This is a genomic window from Blautia sp. OM07-19 (assembly GCF_003481595.1).
Classification (GTDB): domain Bacteria; phylum Bacillota; class Clostridia; order Lachnospirales; family Lachnospiraceae; genus Blautia_A; species Blautia_A intestinihominis.
In genome coordinates this window covers 61614-78440 of sequence record NZ_QULA01000004.1, presented here as the reverse complement: position 1 = coordinate 78440, position 16827 = coordinate 61614, and the positions used below count along the sequence as shown (strand labels likewise).

The 16827-nt window shown below is 47.0% G+C and carries 18 protein-coding genes and 1 other annotated feature; of the genes, 13 read left to right on the top strand and 5 right to left on the bottom strand.

Annotated features, from left to right (window positions below; genetic code table 11):
• Window positions 1-49 precede the first annotated feature (49 nt).
• Window positions 50-1807, bottom strand: coding sequence for an Rqc2 family fibronectin-binding protein (locus DXC01_RS04755; protein WP_022214858.1), 1758 nt, complete (start codon window positions 1805-1807; stop codon window positions 50-52).
• A 24-nt stretch (window positions 1808-1831) separates the two neighbouring features.
• A complete protein-coding gene (locus tag DXC01_RS04750; protein ID WP_022214857.1) occupies window positions 1832-2674 on the bottom strand; it encodes a YitT family protein in 843 nt (280 codons plus the stop codon).
• A gap of 185 nt (window positions 2675-2859) precedes the next feature.
• Between DXC01_RS04750 and DXC01_RS04745 the strand changes: the two genes are divergently transcribed.
• From DXC01_RS04745 to DXC01_RS04715, 7 genes are read left to right on the top strand one after another with little or no spacing between them, the layout of a single operon-like run.
• The gene (locus DXC01_RS04745) at window positions 2860-3738 is read left to right on the top strand and encodes a YicC/YloC family endoribonuclease (RefSeq protein WP_118698388.1); all 879 of its coding nucleotides are present in this window, start codon (window positions 2860-2862) and stop codon (window positions 3736-3738) included.
• Window positions 3739-3757: 19 nt separating this feature from the next.
• A complete protein-coding gene (locus tag DXC01_RS04740) occupies window positions 3758-4030 on the top strand; it encodes a DUF370 domain-containing protein (protein WP_022214855.1) in 273 nt (90 codons plus the stop codon).
• Entirely contained in the window at window positions 4023-4646 is a 624-nt protein-coding gene (gmk, locus tag DXC01_RS04735) for a guanylate kinase (protein ID WP_118698387.1), read from the top strand. Before DXC01_RS04740 ends, gmk begins: the two co-directional genes overlap by 8 nt.
• A 54-nt stretch (window positions 4647-4700) precedes the next feature.
• Window positions 4701-5036, top strand: a complete 336-nt coding sequence (gene rpoZ, locus DXC01_RS04730) for a DNA-directed RNA polymerase subunit omega (protein WP_022214853.1) — start codon at window positions 4701-4703, stop codon at window positions 5034-5036.
• Window positions 5037-5090: 54 nt separating this feature from the next.
• A complete protein-coding gene (gene rimO / locus DXC01_RS04725) occupies window positions 5091-6428 on the top strand; it encodes a 30S ribosomal protein S12 methylthiotransferase RimO (protein ID WP_118698386.1) in 1338 nt (445 codons plus the stop codon).
• Window positions 6412-6957, top strand: a complete 546-nt coding sequence (gene pgsA, locus DXC01_RS04720; protein ID WP_118698385.1) for a CDP-diacylglycerol--glycerol-3-phosphate 3-phosphatidyltransferase — start codon at window positions 6412-6414, stop codon at window positions 6955-6957. Before rimO ends, pgsA begins: the two co-directional genes overlap by 17 nt.
• Window positions 6958-6988: 31 nt before the next feature.
• Complete coding sequence (locus DXC01_RS04715) at window positions 6989-8260, top strand: competence/damage-inducible protein A (RefSeq protein WP_118698384.1); 1272 nt, start codon at window positions 6989-6991, stop codon at window positions 8258-8260.
• A gap of 91 nt (window positions 8261-8351) precedes the next feature.
• Here the strand turns inward: DXC01_RS04715 and DXC01_RS04710 are convergent, their stop codons facing one another.
• Both DXC01_RS04710 and DXC01_RS04705 read right to left on the bottom strand, forming a co-directional pair.
• Window positions 8352-8624 (bottom strand): hypothetical protein, encoded by a 273-nt coding sequence (locus tag DXC01_RS04710; protein ID WP_022214849.1) that lies wholly within the window; start codon window positions 8622-8624, stop codon window positions 8352-8354.
• A complete protein-coding gene (locus tag DXC01_RS04705) occupies window positions 8602-8973 on the bottom strand; it encodes a hypothetical protein (RefSeq protein WP_022214848.1) in 372 nt (123 codons plus the stop codon). The genes DXC01_RS04710 and DXC01_RS04705 overlap by 23 nt, the downstream gene beginning before the upstream one ends.
• A 113-nt stretch (window positions 8974-9086) precedes the next feature.
• On the opposite strand from DXC01_RS04705, the gene DXC01_RS20255 reads away from it, so the two are divergent.
• Complete coding sequence (locus DXC01_RS20255; RefSeq protein ID WP_022214847.1) at window positions 9087-9230, top strand: hypothetical protein; 144 nt, start codon at window positions 9087-9089, stop codon at window positions 9228-9230.
• Between the two features lie 47 nt (window positions 9231-9277).
• Here the strand turns inward: DXC01_RS20255 and DXC01_RS04700 are convergent, their stop codons facing one another.
• Window positions 9278-9577, bottom strand: coding sequence for a hypothetical protein (locus tag DXC01_RS04700; RefSeq protein ID WP_022214846.1), 300 nt, complete (start codon window positions 9575-9577; stop codon window positions 9278-9280).
• Window positions 9578-9720: 143 nt separating this feature from the next.
• Between DXC01_RS04700 and DXC01_RS04695 the strand changes: the two genes are divergently transcribed.
• The 5 genes from DXC01_RS04695 to cls all read left to right on the top strand — a co-directional run bounded on the left by DXC01_RS04695 (window position 9721) and on the right by cls (window position 16795).
• The gene (locus tag DXC01_RS04695) at window positions 9721-10470 is read left to right on the top strand and encodes a CpsB/CapC family capsule biosynthesis tyrosine phosphatase (protein WP_118698383.1); all 750 of its coding nucleotides are present in this window, start codon (window positions 9721-9723) and stop codon (window positions 10468-10470) included.
• Between the two features lie 108 nt (window positions 10471-10578).
• Window positions 10579-10797 (top strand) — a binding site (T-box leader).
• Between the two features lie 85 nt (window positions 10798-10882).
• Complete coding sequence (tyrS, locus tag DXC01_RS04685; RefSeq protein ID WP_022214844.1) at window positions 10883-12112, top strand: tyrosine--tRNA ligase; 1230 nt, start codon at window positions 10883-10885, stop codon at window positions 12110-12112.
• A 40-nt stretch (window positions 12113-12152) separates the two neighbouring features.
• A complete protein-coding gene (gene alaS, locus DXC01_RS04680; protein ID WP_118698382.1) occupies window positions 12153-14792 on the top strand; it encodes an alanine--tRNA ligase in 2640 nt (879 codons plus the stop codon).
• A 160-nt stretch (window positions 14793-14952) separates the two neighbouring features.
• The gene (gene rpsU / locus DXC01_RS04675) at window positions 14953-15129 is read left to right on the top strand and encodes a 30S ribosomal protein S21 (RefSeq protein WP_004222305.1); all 177 of its coding nucleotides are present in this window, start codon (window positions 14953-14955) and stop codon (window positions 15127-15129) included.
• Between the two features lie 103 nt (window positions 15130-15232).
• Complete coding sequence (cls, locus tag DXC01_RS04670; RefSeq protein ID WP_118698381.1) at window positions 15233-16795, top strand: cardiolipin synthase; 1563 nt, start codon at window positions 15233-15235, stop codon at window positions 16793-16795.
• Window positions 16796-16827: the final 32 nt, after the last annotated feature.

Sequence of the window (16827 nt, the reverse complement as noted above, 5' to 3'; positions counted from 1 at the left end):
GAAAGGCTGTAACTCGGAGAAATGATCTGAGTTACAGCCTTTTTTCTGGTTATTTTCCGGAAGGAACTTCCTGGATCCCTGTGATATCCGGCTCTGCCATCAGGGAGTAGTTCGTATAATAAACGACAAATCCCGGTTTGGCACCGCCAGGTTTTTTGACATGTTTTTTCTGAATGTAGTCGATCTCGACTTTTGGGGCAGTGCGGCCTTTGGAGTAATAAGCTGCAAGGCGGCCTGCTTCCTCAAAGGTGCGGTCCGGAAGCTCTCCGTCCGGAGTTTTGACAACGACATGGGAGCCTGCCATCTTTTTGGCGTGGAACCACCAGTCGTTTCCGGTTGCCTGTTTGAAAGTCAGCTCATCATTCTGGAAGTTGTTTTTGCCGACGAAGATATCAAATCCGTCACTGGAAATATAGTGGAATGGTTTGGACTTGGTCTGCGCCTTTGCACCTTTTTTGCCAGAATAATGTTTTTTGATGTAGCCGTACTCGGTCAGCTCTTCCTTGATCTGGCTTAAATCACTCTCTGCGAGGGCGATATCAAGGGCGTTGGAGATGGATTCCAGATGCTCGATCTCGGATTCTGTATCGGCAAGCTGTTCGGTAAGAGCTTCCTCGGTACGTTTGAGTTTGCCGTAGCGGTCGAAATATTTCTTTGCATTTTCCTGAGGAGTCAGGGTCGGGTCAAGAGGGATCGTGATCTCCTCATTGGTGTAATAATTCAGGGCTTTGAAAGATTTGCAGCCCTCTTCCAGGCCGTAGCCGTAGGTATTGATGAGTTCGCCGTAGACTTTGTATTTGTCCTTCTTGGCAGTGTCTTTCATCTGTTTCTGCTGAAGGGCGTATTTCTTGCGGTTACGCTCCAGGGCAGTTTGTACGATCCTTCGAAGATCAGAAGATTTCTGACGGATACGGTTCAGGGTATCGCGGGATGCGTAATAGGTTTCCAGCATGGAAGAAACGGTCGGGAAAGTTTCACTGTGGTATTCGCTTCCGTACTGTGTCAGAGGAAGTACAGCGTATTCTACCGGCTCGTTGTCACGGTAGATGATGTTCGGTGTGAAATCTCCTTCTACGACCTGATCCATCAGCCGGCGGAAAGTGTGGTAGAGATGTGTGGCAGCAGTCTCGTTCAGAGACTGTGCGGCATCGCTTCCGTCGATGGAGGCACGGTAGCAGATCTCCTCTGCGATCAGTGGGCTTAAGCCGGTGAGAGAGGTGTAGAGTGCCTTGGATATGTTGCATGGTTTATGGCAGATCGTTTCGATGAATTCTGTCTCTGTGATCGTCAGCGGGTCAGATTTCTCCTGTGTGTGCGGAAGAAAATAATCTCTTCCAGGAAGAACCTCACGGACAGAACTCATATGAGAAGAAACGTGCTTGATACTGTCGAGGATCATGCGGTTTTCGTCGCAGAAGATGATGTTGCTGTGCTTGCCCATCAGTTCTACGATCAGGAACTTCTTACAGGGATCGCCCATCTCATTGCGGTGTTCCAGCTCAAATTCTACAACACGTTCCATGCCGGGCTGGCGGATACTGCTGATGCGGGCACTGCCGATATGCTTGCGGAGAAGCATACAGAAGTTCGGCGCGGTGAGCGGGCTTGGTTTGTTTTTGCCAGTAAAATAGATCAGAGGAAGAGAAGCACTGGCAGAGATAAGAAGCCTGCACTGGCCGTTTGCTCCCTTTCCGGTGATCATAAGAGCATCTGATTCAGGCTGGGCGATCTTGTTGAAACGCCCGCCATCGAGATTACGGTGTAATTCCTGAACCATTGCTGCAATGGTAATTCCATCAAAAGCCATAATAAAAATCTCCTTTAATCAAAATCAGACATTATGGAATCCCTTACCGATGATCTCACTGGTGTTGGAGATCAGAATAAAGGCGGTTGGCTGATTTCCTTTTATGTAGTTTCTCAGACGGACTGCCTGAGGACGGTTGAGCGCGGTTAAGACGATGTATTTGTCTTTTCCGGAAAAAGCCCCCTGTGCGTGGACCACAGTTGCGCTTCGGTTGAGATCGTGAACAAGGAAGTCGCAGATATCATCCGGGTTGTCACAGACGACATTGAAATACTTGGAAAGGTTGAAACTCTCGATGAAGTTGTCGATCATGAAAGAACGGACCGCAAGACCAAGGAAAGAATAAAGACCTGTCTCAATGTTGAACACGAAGCAGCCTGCAACCGTGATCATGATATCTGTCACGAGAAGTGCCTTGCCGATATCAAAACTGCTGTATTTCTTGAGGATCATCGCAATGATATCCGTACCGCCGCTGGAAGAACCGATGTTAAAAAGGATCGCAGAACCAAGTGCAGGAAGTGCGATGGCAAAACAAAGTTCCAGCATCGTCTGGTCAGTCAGCGGATGCTCCATCGGACATACACGTGAGAGGAAAGACAGTGCTACGGAAAGCAGGATACTGCAGTAGGCTGTCTTGGCAGCGAATTTACGTCCAAGCACGACGAAACCGAGTGCAAGAAGCAGCATGTTTACAATGAAAGAAAAGTCACTGGCGGAAATGTTTGTCTTATCAGCGACAAGGACCGCCAGACCTGTGATGCCGCCAAAGGTAAAGTTGTTTGTAAATTTGAAAAAATAAGTACCGACTGCCATGATCAGGGTGCTTCCTGTCAGCAGCGAAAAGTGTTTGATTTTTTCATTCATTTTTGTATTTATCTCCTCCGTGAATTAAGTACGATATAGCCATATTGTAACCTTTTAAAGATGGAAATGTCAACGCACCTGCCGGTAGTTGATAAAATATTTATAAAAAAAACGAATTGACTAGAATTTTAGAATGCACTATAATAAATCTGTATGTAGAAAAGACTTGCAAAGTGAGAAAACCTATGATAAAAAGTATGACAGGCTTTGGCCATGCAGAAAAAGTAACAAAGCAGCAGAAGATCACAGTAGAACTGAAATCTGTCAATCACAGATATCTGGATCTGAACATCAAGATGCCGCGTAAATTCAATATGCTGGAGGGACAGGTACGTAACCTGATGAAGCAGTATATGCAGCGTGGCAAGGTAGATGTTTTTATTACCTATGAGGATTATACAGGAGGCAATGTTGCCCTTAAATATAATCATGATCTGGCAGCCGCTTATCTCGGCTATCTGAAACAGATGTCAGAGGAGTTCGGGCTTGAGAATGATATCCGGGTGTCAACACTTTCCCGTTATCCGGAAGTTCTGACGATGGAAGAACAGTCCGTAGATGAGGAGGAACTCTGGAAATCTCTGGAGGAGCCGCTTCGCGAAGCCTGCGAGAAATTTGTGGAGACACGTGCCAGAGAGGGTGCACATCTGAAAGAAGATCTTCTTGTGAAGCTGGATGGTCTGGATGAAATGGTCTGCAAAGTAGAGACCCGTTCACCGGAAGTAGTCCGTGCGTACCGTGAGAAGCTGGAGCAGAAGGTTCATGATCTTCTGGAGGACAGCCAGATCGACGATAACCGTATCGCGGCAGAGGTGGTCCTTTTTTCTGACAAGATCTGCAATGATGAGGAGACCGTCCGTCTGCACAGCCATATCCTTGGAATGAAGAAGATCCTGAATGAACAGGAAGGCGTGGGACGCAAGATGGACTTCATGGCGCAGGAGATGAACCGTGAGGCGAATACGATCCTGTCGAAATCCAGTGATCTTGAAGTTTCCGATATCGCGATCGGACTCAAGACAGAGATCGAGAAGATCCGTGAGCAGATTCAGAATATTGAGTAATGGAGGCAGCTGAGTTTTTGTGGCTAAGTTAATTAATATAGGATTTGGTAATGTGGTAAATTCCCGCAAGATCGTGGCAGTGGTCAGTCCGGATGCCGCACCGGTAAAGCGAATGATACAGAGCATCAAGGGCACACGTTCGCTGATCGATGCGACACAGGGGCGCAAGACGAAGGCAGTGATCGTCACATCCGACGATTATATTGTTCTGTCAGCACTCCAGCCGGAGACGATCGCCAGGAGATTTGCAGAGGCATATGATTATGAGGAGAGGGAAGAAGAACATGAGTAAGGGAGTTTTGACAGTAGTGTCCGGATTTTCCGGAGCCGGCAAGGGCACAGTGATGAAGCGTCTTCTTGAGAAGTATGACGACTGTGCACTTTCTATCTCTGTTACTACCAGGAAACCGCGTGAAGGTGAAGTGGACGGCAGGGATTATTTTTTCAGGACAAAAGAAGAAGTAGAGGCGATGATTGAGGCTGATGAGCTTCTGGAGTATGCGCAGTATGTAGAGAACTATTACGGAACTCCGCGCTCTTACGTAGAGGAGATGCTTTCCAAGGGCAAGAATGTGATCCTGGAGATCGAGATCCAGGGGGCAATGAAGATCAAGGAGAAGATCCCGGATACAGTCCTTATCTTCGTGACACCGCCGACGATCCAGGAGCTGAAAGACCGTCTGGTAGGAAGAGGAACCGAGACACAGGAAGTTATCGAATCACGTCTTAAGAGAGCTTCTGAGGAAGCAGAGGGAATCGAGTCTTATGATTATCTTCTTGTGAATGACGTTGTGGAGGACTGCGTGGATGAACTTCATGAGATCATCCTGAGTGAGCGCCGCCGCGCAAGCCGTAACGAGGAATTTATCCGAACGATCCAGAAGGAATCCCGGGAATTTTTTAATTAAGTAAGTAAGGTCACCCTTATAATATAAACTGAAACATGAAAGGAGAATTTTAATATGATACATCCGTCATATACAGAACTGATTCAGGCAATCAACAACAACGCAGAGGAAGACGACAACACAATGATGCTCAACAGCCGTTATTCTCTGGTACTTGCAACCAGCAAGAGAGCAAGACAGCTGATCGCAGGAGCAGAACCGCTTGTTGATGGTGCGGCAGGCAAGAAACCGCTTGCGATCGCGATCGACGAGTTATACAAAGGCAAAGTTAAGATCGTAGCAACCTCTGAGGAAGAAGCAGAGGAAACCACACCGGCTGCTTCCGAAGAAGCTGTAGAGGAGACAGCAGAGACTGCTGCAGAAGAAACAACCGAAGAAAATAACCAGTAAACTATCATGATCAGAAGACAGCTTGTCTTCTGATTATGTGTATCAGGAGATTATATGAAAATTTTATTTATATCACTGGGCTGTGACAAGAACCTTGCGGACTCAGAGGAAATGCTCGGACTTCTTACCGGAAGCGGGCATGAGATCGTGGATTCCGAGGAGGAAGCAGATGCGATCGTGATCAATACCTGCTGTTTTATCCATGATGCCAAGGAGGAGAGTGTCAATACGATCCTTGAGATGGCAGAATATAAAAAAACAGGCAATTGCAAAGCACTGATTGTAACTGGCTGCATGGCACAGCGCTACAAAGAAGAAATCACACAGGAGATCCCGGAGGTGGATGCCATTCTCGGAACCACATCTTACGGCGACATTGTAAAGGCATTAAACGAAGCACAGGCAGGAAATGTTTTCCAGGAGTTCCGCGATATCAATGAACTTCCGGAGGACTCCGGCAGACGTGTGCTGACAACGGGCGGCCACTTTGGTTATCTCAAGATCGCAGAGGGCTGTGACAAGCACTGCACCTACTGCATCATCCCGTCCCTTCGTGGCAGATTCAGAAGTGTTCCGGAAGAACGACTTCTTGCACAGGCAGAATACATGGCATCTCAGGGAGTCAAGGAGCTGATCCTTGTAGCTCAGGAGACCACCGTTTACGGTACAGATCTCTACGGCAAAAAAACACTCCACATCCTGCTTAAGAAGCTCTGTCAGATCAAAGGAATCCGCTGGATCCGTGTTCTCTACTGTTATCCGGAGGAGATCTACGATGAGCTGGTCCAGGTCATGAAAGAAGAAAAGAAGATCTGCAATTATCTTGACCTTCCGATCCAGCATGCAAGCGACCGTATCCTTAAGAGAATGGGCCGCCGCACGACAAGGAAGCAGCTCGAAGACATTATCGCGAAACTTCGCCGTGAGATCCCGGACATTGTGCTCCGTACTTCTCTGATCACTGGCTTCCCGGGTGAGACCCAGGAAGATCATGAAGAACTGATGGAATTCGTGGATGAGATGGAATTCGACCGTCTCGGCGTGTTCACTTACTCACCGGAGGAAGGAACACCGGCAGAAACCATGGAAGGACAGGTTCCGGAGGAAGTTAAGGAAGAGAGAAGAGATGAACTCATGTCTCTCCAGCAGGAGATTTCTCTGGAGAAGGGTGATGAGCGGATCGGACAGGAACTTGTTGTTATGATCGAGGGTAAAGTATCCGGCGAGAGCGCCTATATTGCGAGAACTTATGCAGATGCGCCGAAGGTTGACGGATATATCTTTGTTCAGACAGGGGAACTTCTTGTGACAGGTGACTTTGCACGTGTCCGTGTGACAGGTGCGCTGGAATACGATTTAATAGGAGAATTAGCTGATGAATACACCGAATAAACTGACAGTGGCCAGAATGATCATGGTTCCGTTTCTTGTTGTATTTCTGCTGACAGGATGGGGCGGAGAGGCAAATCGCTATATCGCTCTCGTTATCTTTGCAGCAGCCAGCATCACAGACTGGTTTGACGGATACCTGGCCCGTAAAAATAATTTAGTAACAAATTTTGGTAAATTTATGGATCCTCTTGCGGACAAACTTCTTGTGTGTTCTGCAATGATCTGTATGATCGAACTTGGCAGACTTCCGGCCTGGTTTGTTATCATTATTATAGGAAGAGAATTTATTATCAGTGGATTTCGTCTGATCGCTGCAGAGAATGGCATTGTCATCGCAGCGAATTACTGGGGCAAATTCAAGACAGCATCACAGATGGTCATGATCATTTTGCTGATCCTGCATTTTGATAACATTGCTGCATTTGTGATCCTGGAGCAGATTTTTATCTGGATCTCTCTTGCACTGACCATCATTTCACTGATCACTTATATCTGGCAGAACCGTTCCGTTCTGTCCATGCAGGAGTAATCCGTTTTTATAATCAGGAGGCAGATATCAAATGATAACAGAGCTGATTTCTGTAGGAACAGAAATACTTCTTGGAAATATTGTGAATACCAACAGCGCATATCTTTCCGAAAAATGTGCAGAGCTTGGGCTTTCTGTCTATTATCAGACAGTTGTGGGAGACAATGAGACACGTATGCGCGAGACCATTCAGACGGCACTGGACCGTTCTGATATAGTGATCCTCACAGGTGGACTTGGACCTACCGAGGATGATCTGACGAAGAAAGTTACCGCTGAAGTCATGGGAATGAAACTGGTGGAGGATCGCCACAGCAGGAAACTGATGGAAGCATACCTCGAGCAGTATAAGAAAAACAACCCTCAGCGCAAGATCACAGCCAACAACTACAAGCAGGCAATGGTCCCGAAGGGAGCAATCGTTCTCGATAACCACAATGGCACCGCACCGGGACTGATCCTTGAGAAAAAAGGCAAGACAGCCATCCTTCTTCCAGGACCTCCAGGTGAGATGAAACCGATGTTTGAGGAGTCCGTTTTTCCATATCTTCGCAAGAAACAGCCGGAGATCATTTATTCCCAGATGGTGAAGATCTGCTCGATCGGTGAGAGTCAGGTTGCAGAGGAGATTGAGGATCTGATCGAAAGCCAGACCAATCCGACGATCGCACCATATGCCAAGACCGGTGAGGTACATCTTCGCATTACCGCCAAGGGCAAGAATGAGAAGGAATGTAAGAAACTCATCAAACCTGTTGTCAAAGAACTTAAGGCAAGATTCGGAAGAAACATTTTTGCGACAGAAGAATCCAAATCTCTGGAGGAAGCTGTGGTAGATATGCTGAAAGAACAGGAAATGACACTTTCTCTGGCAGAATCCTGTACAGGCGGTGCGATCGCCGCAAGGATCGTCAATGTGTCAGGTGCTTCTGAGGTATTTTTGCAGGGCATGGTTACTTACAGCAACAAAGCCAAGAGAAGATGCCTCGATGTCAGCAAGTCCACACTTAAGAAACACGGAGCTGTATCCGAGGAATGTGCAGCAGAAATGGCAAAGGGAGGCCGCAAAGCCTCCAAGACAGATATCTGCCTTTCCGTGACAGGGATCGCAGGCCCGGGCGGTGGAACAAAAGAAAAACCGGTCGGAACCGTCTTTATGGGATGCTCCTATAAGGGCTGCACGCAGGTAAGAGAATTCCATTTCCAGGGCAACCGTGCAAGAGTGAGAGAACAGACCGTTGCACACGGACTGGCATTCTTACGCGACTGCATGATGGAACGCGCTGATAAGGAAAATAATTAAGATCCATATGAGAAATCCCCCGCTGTTGAGCTGGACAGTGGGGGATTTTTTGTCTGATATATTGAGAAGATGTCAGTGGTGTGTCTGCTGCCTATCGGATCATCCGCATCAGGCTGACGATCTGATCAAGCTTTGCCGCCTCTTTTGGCGATTTTCCGGCTTTGAGGACATTCAGTATTGCTCCGATCTCATCAGACGAGAACTGAAGTCCGTTCTGCCGTCCCTGTGCAGCGGCACTCATCAGAAATGGAAGCATATCAGACGGGGATCTGCCTCCGCTCTGGTCTGCGAGGTTCTGTAGGAGGGCAAGTTTTGACGGATCGATATTTTGGAGTTTGGGGTCATTCTGCCATTCCTGGGTCATTTGGATCACCTTCTTCCTGGTCGGAGTGGCTCATAACCTGTATCAGCTGCATCATGACAAGAAAGTTGCTGATCTGGTCAAGCTGCCTGCGGCTCCTGCCATAGCTGAATTTCCGAAGATCATCCAGAAGTTCGGAAGGACTGGAAACAGAAGAACTGCAGATCTGCATATCAGGCTGTCTGCCGCGGAATAATGCCAGGGTGTTTGAGAGTTCTCTGGTTTTGGTGAACACGGAGAGAAGCTGCTGGCCTCTCGGGGAAAGATAAGGAATAAAAGCTTTCAGCATCTGCGACTGGTCGTCGGAAATGAGCTGGTCGAATTTTGTCTGAGCGATAATTTCCTCTTCCATAAGGCAAAGCTCCTTTTTTTATTACGAAGATATGCTTTTTGCTTTTAGATTATGACGTGGGAGGATGATTTGACATAAGATAAATAGTAAGAAAGATCAGAAAGGCAGCAACCATGGAAAACAAAAAAGAAAAGCTTGTGCTGGACGGAAATGCTTTTTATGAACTGGACCTGGAATGTCTTAAGCATAGAAGGGAAAATATGCAGAGAGAAAAAGAGCGACGGGCAGAAAGAAACAGACAAAGGCAGAGGAAATGATCCTCTGCTTTTTGTCTGCAGACTGTAGTTTGTTGAAAGGGGCGGGATCAGCATCCACATCCTCCGCAGCCGTTACCGCAGCCAAAGCCGTTGTTGCCGCAAAGAAGAAGCAGAACCACGATGATCCAGCAGTTGTCATTGTTACCGCATCCACAGCCATTGCCGCAGCCGTTGTTGCCACAGCAGCACATCAGGATGATGATCCAGAGGATACAGTTGCAGGAGCTGCCTCCAAAAAGGCTGGTTCCATTGCCGCATCCGCAGTCGTTGCCGCATCCGCAACCATTGTTGCATCCACAGCCACAGTCGTTGTTACATCCACAGTTTGTAGCAGCCAAATCACTCATTATAAAATCCTCCAGCTTTTTGTCTACAATTCATTTTATGTAGATAGGATGTCCGGTGTGAAAAAATATCCAGTTGCAAAAGAAACGACCATGGGATATAATACCCGGGTAAACACAGCAGAAAAAGAAAAGGAGAGGATGGAATGGCAGACAGGGGACTGTTTGATATGCACTGCCATATTGTACCGGCAGTCGATGATGGAGCTCAGAGTGTAAAAGAAGCTTTTGCTATGCTTCAGATGGAGTACGATCAGGGTGTGCGTAAGATTATTGTGACGCCCCATTTCAGAAGAGAAATGTTTGAGACTCCTTCGGAAATTATCAAAAAGCATTTTCTGGTATTGAGACGACTGGCGGAAAAGATCGGACCAGATTTCAAAGTGTTCCTCGGATGTGAATTTCATGCAAATGTAGAAATGCTGGATTATCTGCGTTCTGACAAGGTTTATTCGATGGCTGGTTCCAGATATGTGCTCACAGAATTTTCTTCAAGTACAGAAGAAAAGTATATCAGCGACAGGATCTACGAACTGCTTTCCGGCGGATACAGGCCGATCATAGCACATATTGAACGTTACAGATGCATGCATGATCTGGATTTTGTAGAACATCTTGTAAATAAAGGTGCACTGATGCAGGTCAATGCAGACAGTGTGATCGGCAAGAACGGACATGCAGCCAAGAAATACTGCGGGAAACTTCTGGAAGAAGAACTTGTAAGTTATATTGGTTCTGACTGCCATGGAAGCAAACGCCGTGTCACAAGGATCGGAGATGCCTATGCCTATGTCACAAAGAAAATGGGACGGCAGATGGCCGACGAGATCTTTATTGATAATCCGCAGGAGATCCTTGATAATGCGAAGCACTGCATGGCGGCAGCTCATAGATAAGTTTTTGTGAATCGTTCTGACAATAACGTTATCGCTTTAAGTTGTTAAACTAATAAGAAAACACCCTTGACAAACAAAAAGCCAATTTGTATACTTTTAGAAGTATATGAAACGGCTTTGAAGGGAAGAAGTAACAGAAGCAACACACACAGAGAGCAGCCGGATGGTGAGAGGCGCGTGCAGTACTTTTGCGAATACATCCCGGAGCTTCGCACCGAACTTTTTTCAGTAGGCTGCGACGGAGTGGCACTCGTTACCGTGCTCAATGAGGCGGGAGATTTTCCGCGAAGTTAGGTGGTATCACGGGACCCGGTTCTCGTCCTAAGAAGGACAGGAACCGGGCTTTTTTGCATATCGAGGAGGCGCCTTTGGACGCACCTGATGATGAATACCGCGACAGGAGGAAATTATTATGACAGTATGGGAAGAACTTAAGGCCAGAGGCCTGATCGCCCAGGTAACAGACGAAGACGAGATCAAAGAAATGGTAAACAACGGTAAGGCTACTTTCTACATCGGATTTGACCCTACCGCAGACAGCCTTCATGTAGGACACTTCATGGCACTCTGCCTGATGAAACGTCTCCAGATGGCAGGCAACCGTCCAATCGCACTTCTCGGCGGCGGTACCGGTATGATCGGTGACCCTTCAGGAAGAACTGACATGCGTCAGATGATGACAAAAGAAACCATCCAGCACAACATTGACTGCTTCAAGAAACAGATGTCCCGCTTCATCGACTTTTCCGATGGCAAGGCACTGATGGTCAACAATGCTGACTGGCTTCTGAACCTGAACTATGTAGATCTGCTTCGTGATGTAGGAGCTCATTTCTCAGTAAATCGTATGCTTACTGCAGAGTGCTACAAACAGCGTATGGAGAGAGGACTTAGTTTCCTTGAATTCAACTACATGATCATGCAGAGCTATGACTTCTATATGTTATACCAGAAATACGGCTGCAATATGCAGTTTGGCGGTGATGACCAGTGGAGCAACATGCTCGGCGGTACAGAACTGATCCGTCGTAAACTTGGCAAAGATGCATACGCTATGACCATCACACTTCTTCTGAACTCAGAGGGCAAGAAGATGGGCAAGACACAGTCCGGTGCTGTATGGCTTGATCCGAACAAGACATCTCCATTTGATTTCTACCAGTACTGGAGAAACGTAGACGATGCAGACGTTATCAAATGCATGCGTCTTCTTACTTTCCTTCCACTTGAGCAGATCGATGAGATGGCCAAATGGGAAGGAAGCCAGTTAAACAAAGCCAAAGAGATCCTTGCATACGAGCTGACAAACCTGGTTCATGGCGAAGAAGAAGCCAAGAAAGCTCAGGAAGGTGCAAGAGCACTGTTCTCTGGCGGCGCAGACACTGCACATATGCCAAGCACAGAGCTGACTGATGAAGATTTCACAGAGGAAGGAACCATCGATCTTATCACAATGCTGATCAAGACAGGCCTCGTTCCGACACGTTCTGAGGGACGTCGTGCGATCGAGCAGGGCGGTGTTTCCATCGACGGTGAAAAGATCACAGACATCAAACACACAGTTGCCAAAGACGCACTCGCAGGTGACGGTGTTGTCCTCAAACGAGGCAAAAAGAAATTCAACAGAGTTTATGCTAAATAATAAGTATTTTTTTGATAAATACTTTTAGGAGGAAAGAATCATGAAGAAATACGGAGTAAACGAACTTCGTCAGATGTTCCTTGATTTCATGGAGAGCAAAGGACATCTCGCAATGAAAAGCTTCTCCCTGGTACCTCAGGGAGACAAGAGCCTCCTGCTGATCAACGCAGGTATGGCTCCACTGAAACCATATTTCACAGGTGCAGAGAAACCGCCGAGAACAAGAGTCACCACATGTCAGAAATGTATCCGTACAGGTGATATCGAAAACGTTGGTAAGACAGCACGTCACGGTACCTTCTTTGAGATGCTTGGTAACTTCTCTTTTGGAGATTACTTCAAGAGAGAAGCGATCCACTGGTCCTGGGAATTCCTGACAGAAGTCGTTGGCCTGGATGCAAACAGACTGTACCCGTCAGTATATCTGGAGGATGATGAAGCATTCGACATCTGGAATAAAGAAATCGGAATTCCGGCAGACAGAATCTTCCGTTTCGGTAAGGAAGATAACTTCTGGGAGCATGGCGCAGGTCCTTGCGGTCCATGTTCTGAGATCTACTATGACCGTGGAGAGAAATATGGCTGCGGAAAACCTGGCTGTACTGTAGGCTGCGACTGCGACCGTTACATGGAAGTATGGAACAACGTATTCACTCAGTTTGAGAACGATGGAAACGGAAACTATACAACCTTGAAACAGAAGAACATCGATACAGGTATGGGTCTTGAGCGTCTGGCAGTTGTTGTTCAGGATGTTGATTCTATCTTTGATGTGGATACCATCTGTGCACTTCGTAACCTGGTATGCGAGATTGCAGGCAAGGAATATGAGAAGAACTATCAGGATGACGTATCCATCCGTCTGATCACAGACCATATCCGTTCTGCAACATTTATGATCTCCGATGGTATCATGCCGACCAACGAAGGACGTGGATATGTACTTCGTCGTCTGATCCGTCGTGCAGCACGTCATGGACGTCTTCTGGGAATCAAGGGAACTTTCCTTGCAAAACTCAGTGCAGAAGTGATCGACGGATCCAAAGCAGGATATCCGGAACTGGAAGAAAAGAAAGAGTTTATCTTCAAAGTCCTGACAAACGAAGAGAACCAGTTCAACAAGACCATCGACCAGGGTCTCCGCATCCTTGCAGACATGGAAGAAGAGATGAAAGCAGCCGGAGTAAAAACCCTTTCAGGAGAAAATGCATTCAAACTGTACGATACTTACGGATTCCCGCTTGACCTCACCAAAGAGATCCTTGAGGAAAAGGGTTACGGAATCGACGAAGACGGCTTCCAGAAAGCAATGGAAGCGCAGAGAGTCAAAGCACGTACTGCACGTGAAGTGACCAACTACATGGGAGCTGACGCTACCGTATATGATGAGATCGATGTCAATGTAACGACAGAGTTCGAAGGATACGATCACCTCACATATGATTCCGAGATCACAGTTCTCACAACAGAAAAAGAAATCGTAACTTCTCTGATGGAAGGTCAGAAAGGTACTGTATTTGTAAGAGAAACACCATTCTACGCTACCATGGGTGGACAGGAAGGTGATACTGGTGTGATCGAGACTGCAAATGGTAAATTTGTAGTAGAAGATACCATCAAACTTCGTGGCGGTAAATTTGGCCATGTCGGACATATGGAATCCGGAATGCTTTCCACAGGAGAGACAGTAGCTCTTAAAGTTAATGAGCAGGCCCGCCGTGATACGGAGAAGAACCACAGTGCAACACATCTTCTTCAGAAAGCACTCAAGACTGTCCTTGGTTCTCACATAGAACAGAAAGGTTCCCTGGTAACTCCGGACAGACTTCGTTTTGACTTTGCACACTTCCAGGCAATGACACCGGAAGAGATCGCAGAGACAGAAGCTCTCGTAAACAAAGAGATCCAGGCAGCTCTTCCTGTAGAGACAAATGTCATGGACATCGAAGAAGCCAAGAAATCCGGCGCAATGGCTCTGTTCGGCGAGAAATACAACCAGAAGGTACGTGTCGTATCCATGGGCGACTTCTCCAAAGAACTCTGTGGTGGTACACACGTTAAGAACACAAGCTCCATCATGCTCTTCAAGATCGTATCCGAGGCTGGTATCGCAGCAGGTGTACGTCGTATCGAGGCACTGACAGGAAACGGTGTTATTGAATATTATAAGAAACAGGAAGCTATGCTCCACGAGGCTGCCAAAGCACTCAAGGCACAGCCGGCAGAAGTTGCTGAGAAGATCACACATCTCCAGGCAGAGGTCAAATCTCTCCAGAGCGAGAACGAATCCCTCAAGAGCAAACTGGCTCAGGGATCTCTTGGTGATATCATGAACCAGATCGTAGATGTCAAGGGTGTGAAACTCCTTGCAGCTAAGGTTGAGGGCGTTGACATGAACGGACTCCGTGATCTGGGTGATCAGCTCAAAGAGAAGATCGGAGAGGGCGTTGTTGTCCTTGCAGCTGTAAACGGCGGCAAAGTAAATCTCCTTGCCATGGCTACAGATGCAGCTCAGAAATCAGGAGCACATGCAGGAAACCTCATCAAAGGTGTCGCAGCGATCGTAGGCGGTGGCGGCGGCGGTCGTCCGAACATGGCTCAGGCCGGCGGAAAGAATCCGGAAAAAGCGGACGAAGCAGTTAAAGCAGCAGCAGGAATCCTGGAACAGCAGATCCACTAAAAAGTGCATTTTTTGTCAAAAATAATTTTTTTCTAAATTTAGCCAAAAGATGTTGACGAATGTTATCACTATGTTATATAATAACAGTCGTGCAAGAAAAATACCCAGACAGTTGTATTTTAGCACAATCTACAACTGGAGGGAGGTTAGGTGTGAGTCTATGTCAAACGTTATCGTAAAAGAAAACGAGACTTTAGATAGCGCTCTTCGCAGATTCAAGAGAAGCTGTGCAAAAGCAGGTATCCAGCAGGAAATCCGCAAGAGAGAGCATTACGAGAAACCAAGCGTTCGTCGTAAGAAAAAATCTGAAGCCGCAAGAAAACGTAAATATAATTAATTGTGCGCAAAAAATCCCTGACGACAAGTCCGTCAGGGATTTTTAAGATTTAAAATTGATACTTATTTAACGAGACAGAGGAAAGGGCAACGGGGAAGAGTTTATGGGTCGTATTATGCAGTTTCTTAAGAGAATTTTAAAACTTCTGTTCAACAGGATCTTTTATGTTGCGCTTGCCCTTTTGATCCAGATGGGCTGGCTTTTGATCACTGCATGGAGGCTGGCAGCTTACTCGAAATATATTTCCAATGCGATCGGGATCATCAGTGTTCTGATCGTGCTCTGGATCGTAAACAAAAAGATCAATCCATCCTACAAACTGGGATGGACGATCCTGATAATGACGGTTCCTGTATTTGGTGTTCTCCTGTATGTGCTTTTTGGTAAATCCAGGATCGCGCAGGCGATCCAGGACAAATACACACAGGTTCAGGAAGAAAGCCTTCCTTATATGGAGCAGGATGAGCAGACGTTTCAAGAACTGGAAGAACAGAGCGCGGGAGCGGCGGTGCAGTCCAGATATATCCATCAGTATTCCAGTTTCCCTGTCCATGGGAATACAACGGCAGAATATTTCCAGGTCGGAGATGACATGTTCCCGGTCCTGGTACGTGAGTTGGAACAGGCGCAGCATTATATCTATATTGAGTATTTTATCATCAATGACGGTGTGATGTGGCGGACGATCCTCGATATTCTGGAACGCAAGGCGAAAGAGGGCGTGGATGTCCGGCTGATCTATGACGGATTTGGCTGCCTTACCACGCTTCCGAACAGATACGACAAAGTTCTCAGGGAAAAGGGCATCAAATGTACCATTTTCAACCCGTTTCGGCCGCTTCTGAATATCGTTCAGAATAACCGCGACCACCGCAAGATCTGCGTGATCGACGGTAAGACAGGATTTACCGGGGGAATCAACCTCGCGGACGAATATATCAACCAGAAAGAACGCTTCGGTCACTGGAAGGATACCGCAGTCATGCTCAAGGGCGAGGCTGTCTGGAATATGACGGTGATGTTCCTGCATATGTGGAGTGTGGTCAATAACTCTGCAGAGCCGATGGAGCATGAACTCCATATGCCGCACAAATATCATCCGGAGGCATTTGAGGATGACGGTTTCGTGCAGCCATACAGTGATACGCCGCTGGACGGGGAAGTCCTCGGTGAGAACGTTTACCTGAACATCATCAACCGTGCAAAGAAATATGTCTATATCTGTACGCCATATCTGATCATCGACAATGAGATGATGACAGCCCTCTGTCTGGCTGCCAAGAGCGGTGTCGATGTCCGGATCATGACACCGGGTGTCCCGGACAAGAAGATGGTCTTTCTGCTGACACAGTCTTATTATGAGCAGCTTCTGGAGGCAGGAGTGCGGATCTATGAGTACCAGCCGGGATTCCTTCATGCGAAATCTTTTGTCTGTGATGATGAGATCGCGGTTGTCGGAACGATCAATCTGGACTACCGCAGCCTGTATCTTCATTTTGAAAACGGCGTCTGGTTCTACAAGAACAAAGTAGTCGGGGATATTCTGGAGGATTTCAGAGAAACCCTGAATTATTGTGATCCGATCAATATTGAATTCTGCCGTGACAGAAACATCCTGGTGCGCGGATTCCAGAGCATCCTGAGGCTTTTTGCCCCGCTGTTATAAAAATGATACGAAAGGGAATACGACGGTTTTTC

What these genes read in the sequence shown, in the direction of transcription:
- DXC01_RS04755 (WP_022214858.1), bottom strand. Translation starts at nt 1,807, where the DNA reads ATGGCTTTTGATGGAATTACCATTGCAGCAATGGTTCAGGAATTACAC.
- DXC01_RS04750 (WP_022214857.1), bottom strand. Translation starts at nt 2,674, where the DNA reads ATGAATGAAAAAATCAAACACTTTTCGCTGCTGACAGGAAGCACCCTG.
- DXC01_RS04745 (WP_118698388.1), top strand. Translation starts at nt 2,860, where the DNA reads ATGATAAAAAGTATGACAGGCTTTGGCCATGCAGAAAAAGTAACAAAG.
- gmk (WP_118698387.1), top strand. Translation starts at nt 4,023, where the DNA reads ATGAGTAAGGGAGTTTTGACAGTAGTGTCCGGATTTTCCGGAGCCGGC.
- rpoZ (WP_022214853.1), top strand. Translation starts at nt 4,701, where the DNA reads ATGATACATCCGTCATATACAGAACTGATTCAGGCAATCAACAACAAC.
- rimO (WP_118698386.1), top strand. Translation starts at nt 5,091, where the DNA reads ATGAAAATTTTATTTATATCACTGGGCTGTGACAAGAACCTTGCGGAC.
- pgsA (WP_118698385.1), top strand. Translation starts at nt 6,412, where the DNA reads ATGAATACACCGAATAAACTGACAGTGGCCAGAATGATCATGGTTCCG.
- DXC01_RS04715 (WP_118698384.1), top strand. Translation starts at nt 6,989, where the DNA reads ATGATAACAGAGCTGATTTCTGTAGGAACAGAAATACTTCTTGGAAAT.
- DXC01_RS04710 (WP_022214849.1), bottom strand. Translation starts at nt 8,624, where the DNA reads ATGACCCAGGAATGGCAGAATGACCCCAAACTCCAAAATATCGATCCG.
- DXC01_RS04705 (WP_022214848.1), bottom strand. Translation starts at nt 8,973, where the DNA reads ATGGAAGAGGAAATTATCGCTCAGACAAAATTCGACCAGCTCATTTCC.
- DXC01_RS20255 (WP_022214847.1), top strand. Translation starts at nt 9,087, where the DNA reads ATGGAAAACAAAAAAGAAAAGCTTGTGCTGGACGGAAATGCTTTTTAT.
- DXC01_RS04700 (WP_022214846.1), bottom strand. Translation starts at nt 9,577, where the DNA reads ATGAGTGATTTGGCTGCTACAAACTGTGGATGTAACAACGACTGTGGC.
- DXC01_RS04695 (WP_118698383.1), top strand. Translation starts at nt 9,721, where the DNA reads ATGGCAGACAGGGGACTGTTTGATATGCACTGCCATATTGTACCGGCA.
- tyrS (WP_022214844.1), top strand. Translation starts at nt 10,883, where the DNA reads ATGACAGTATGGGAAGAACTTAAGGCCAGAGGCCTGATCGCCCAGGTA.
- alaS (WP_118698382.1), top strand. Translation starts at nt 12,153, where the DNA reads ATGAAGAAATACGGAGTAAACGAACTTCGTCAGATGTTCCTTGATTTC.
- rpsU (WP_004222305.1), top strand. Translation starts at nt 14,953, where the DNA reads ATGTCAAACGTTATCGTAAAAGAAAACGAGACTTTAGATAGCGCTCTT.
- cls (WP_118698381.1), top strand. Translation starts at nt 15,233, where the DNA reads ATGGGTCGTATTATGCAGTTTCTTAAGAGAATTTTAAAACTTCTGTTC.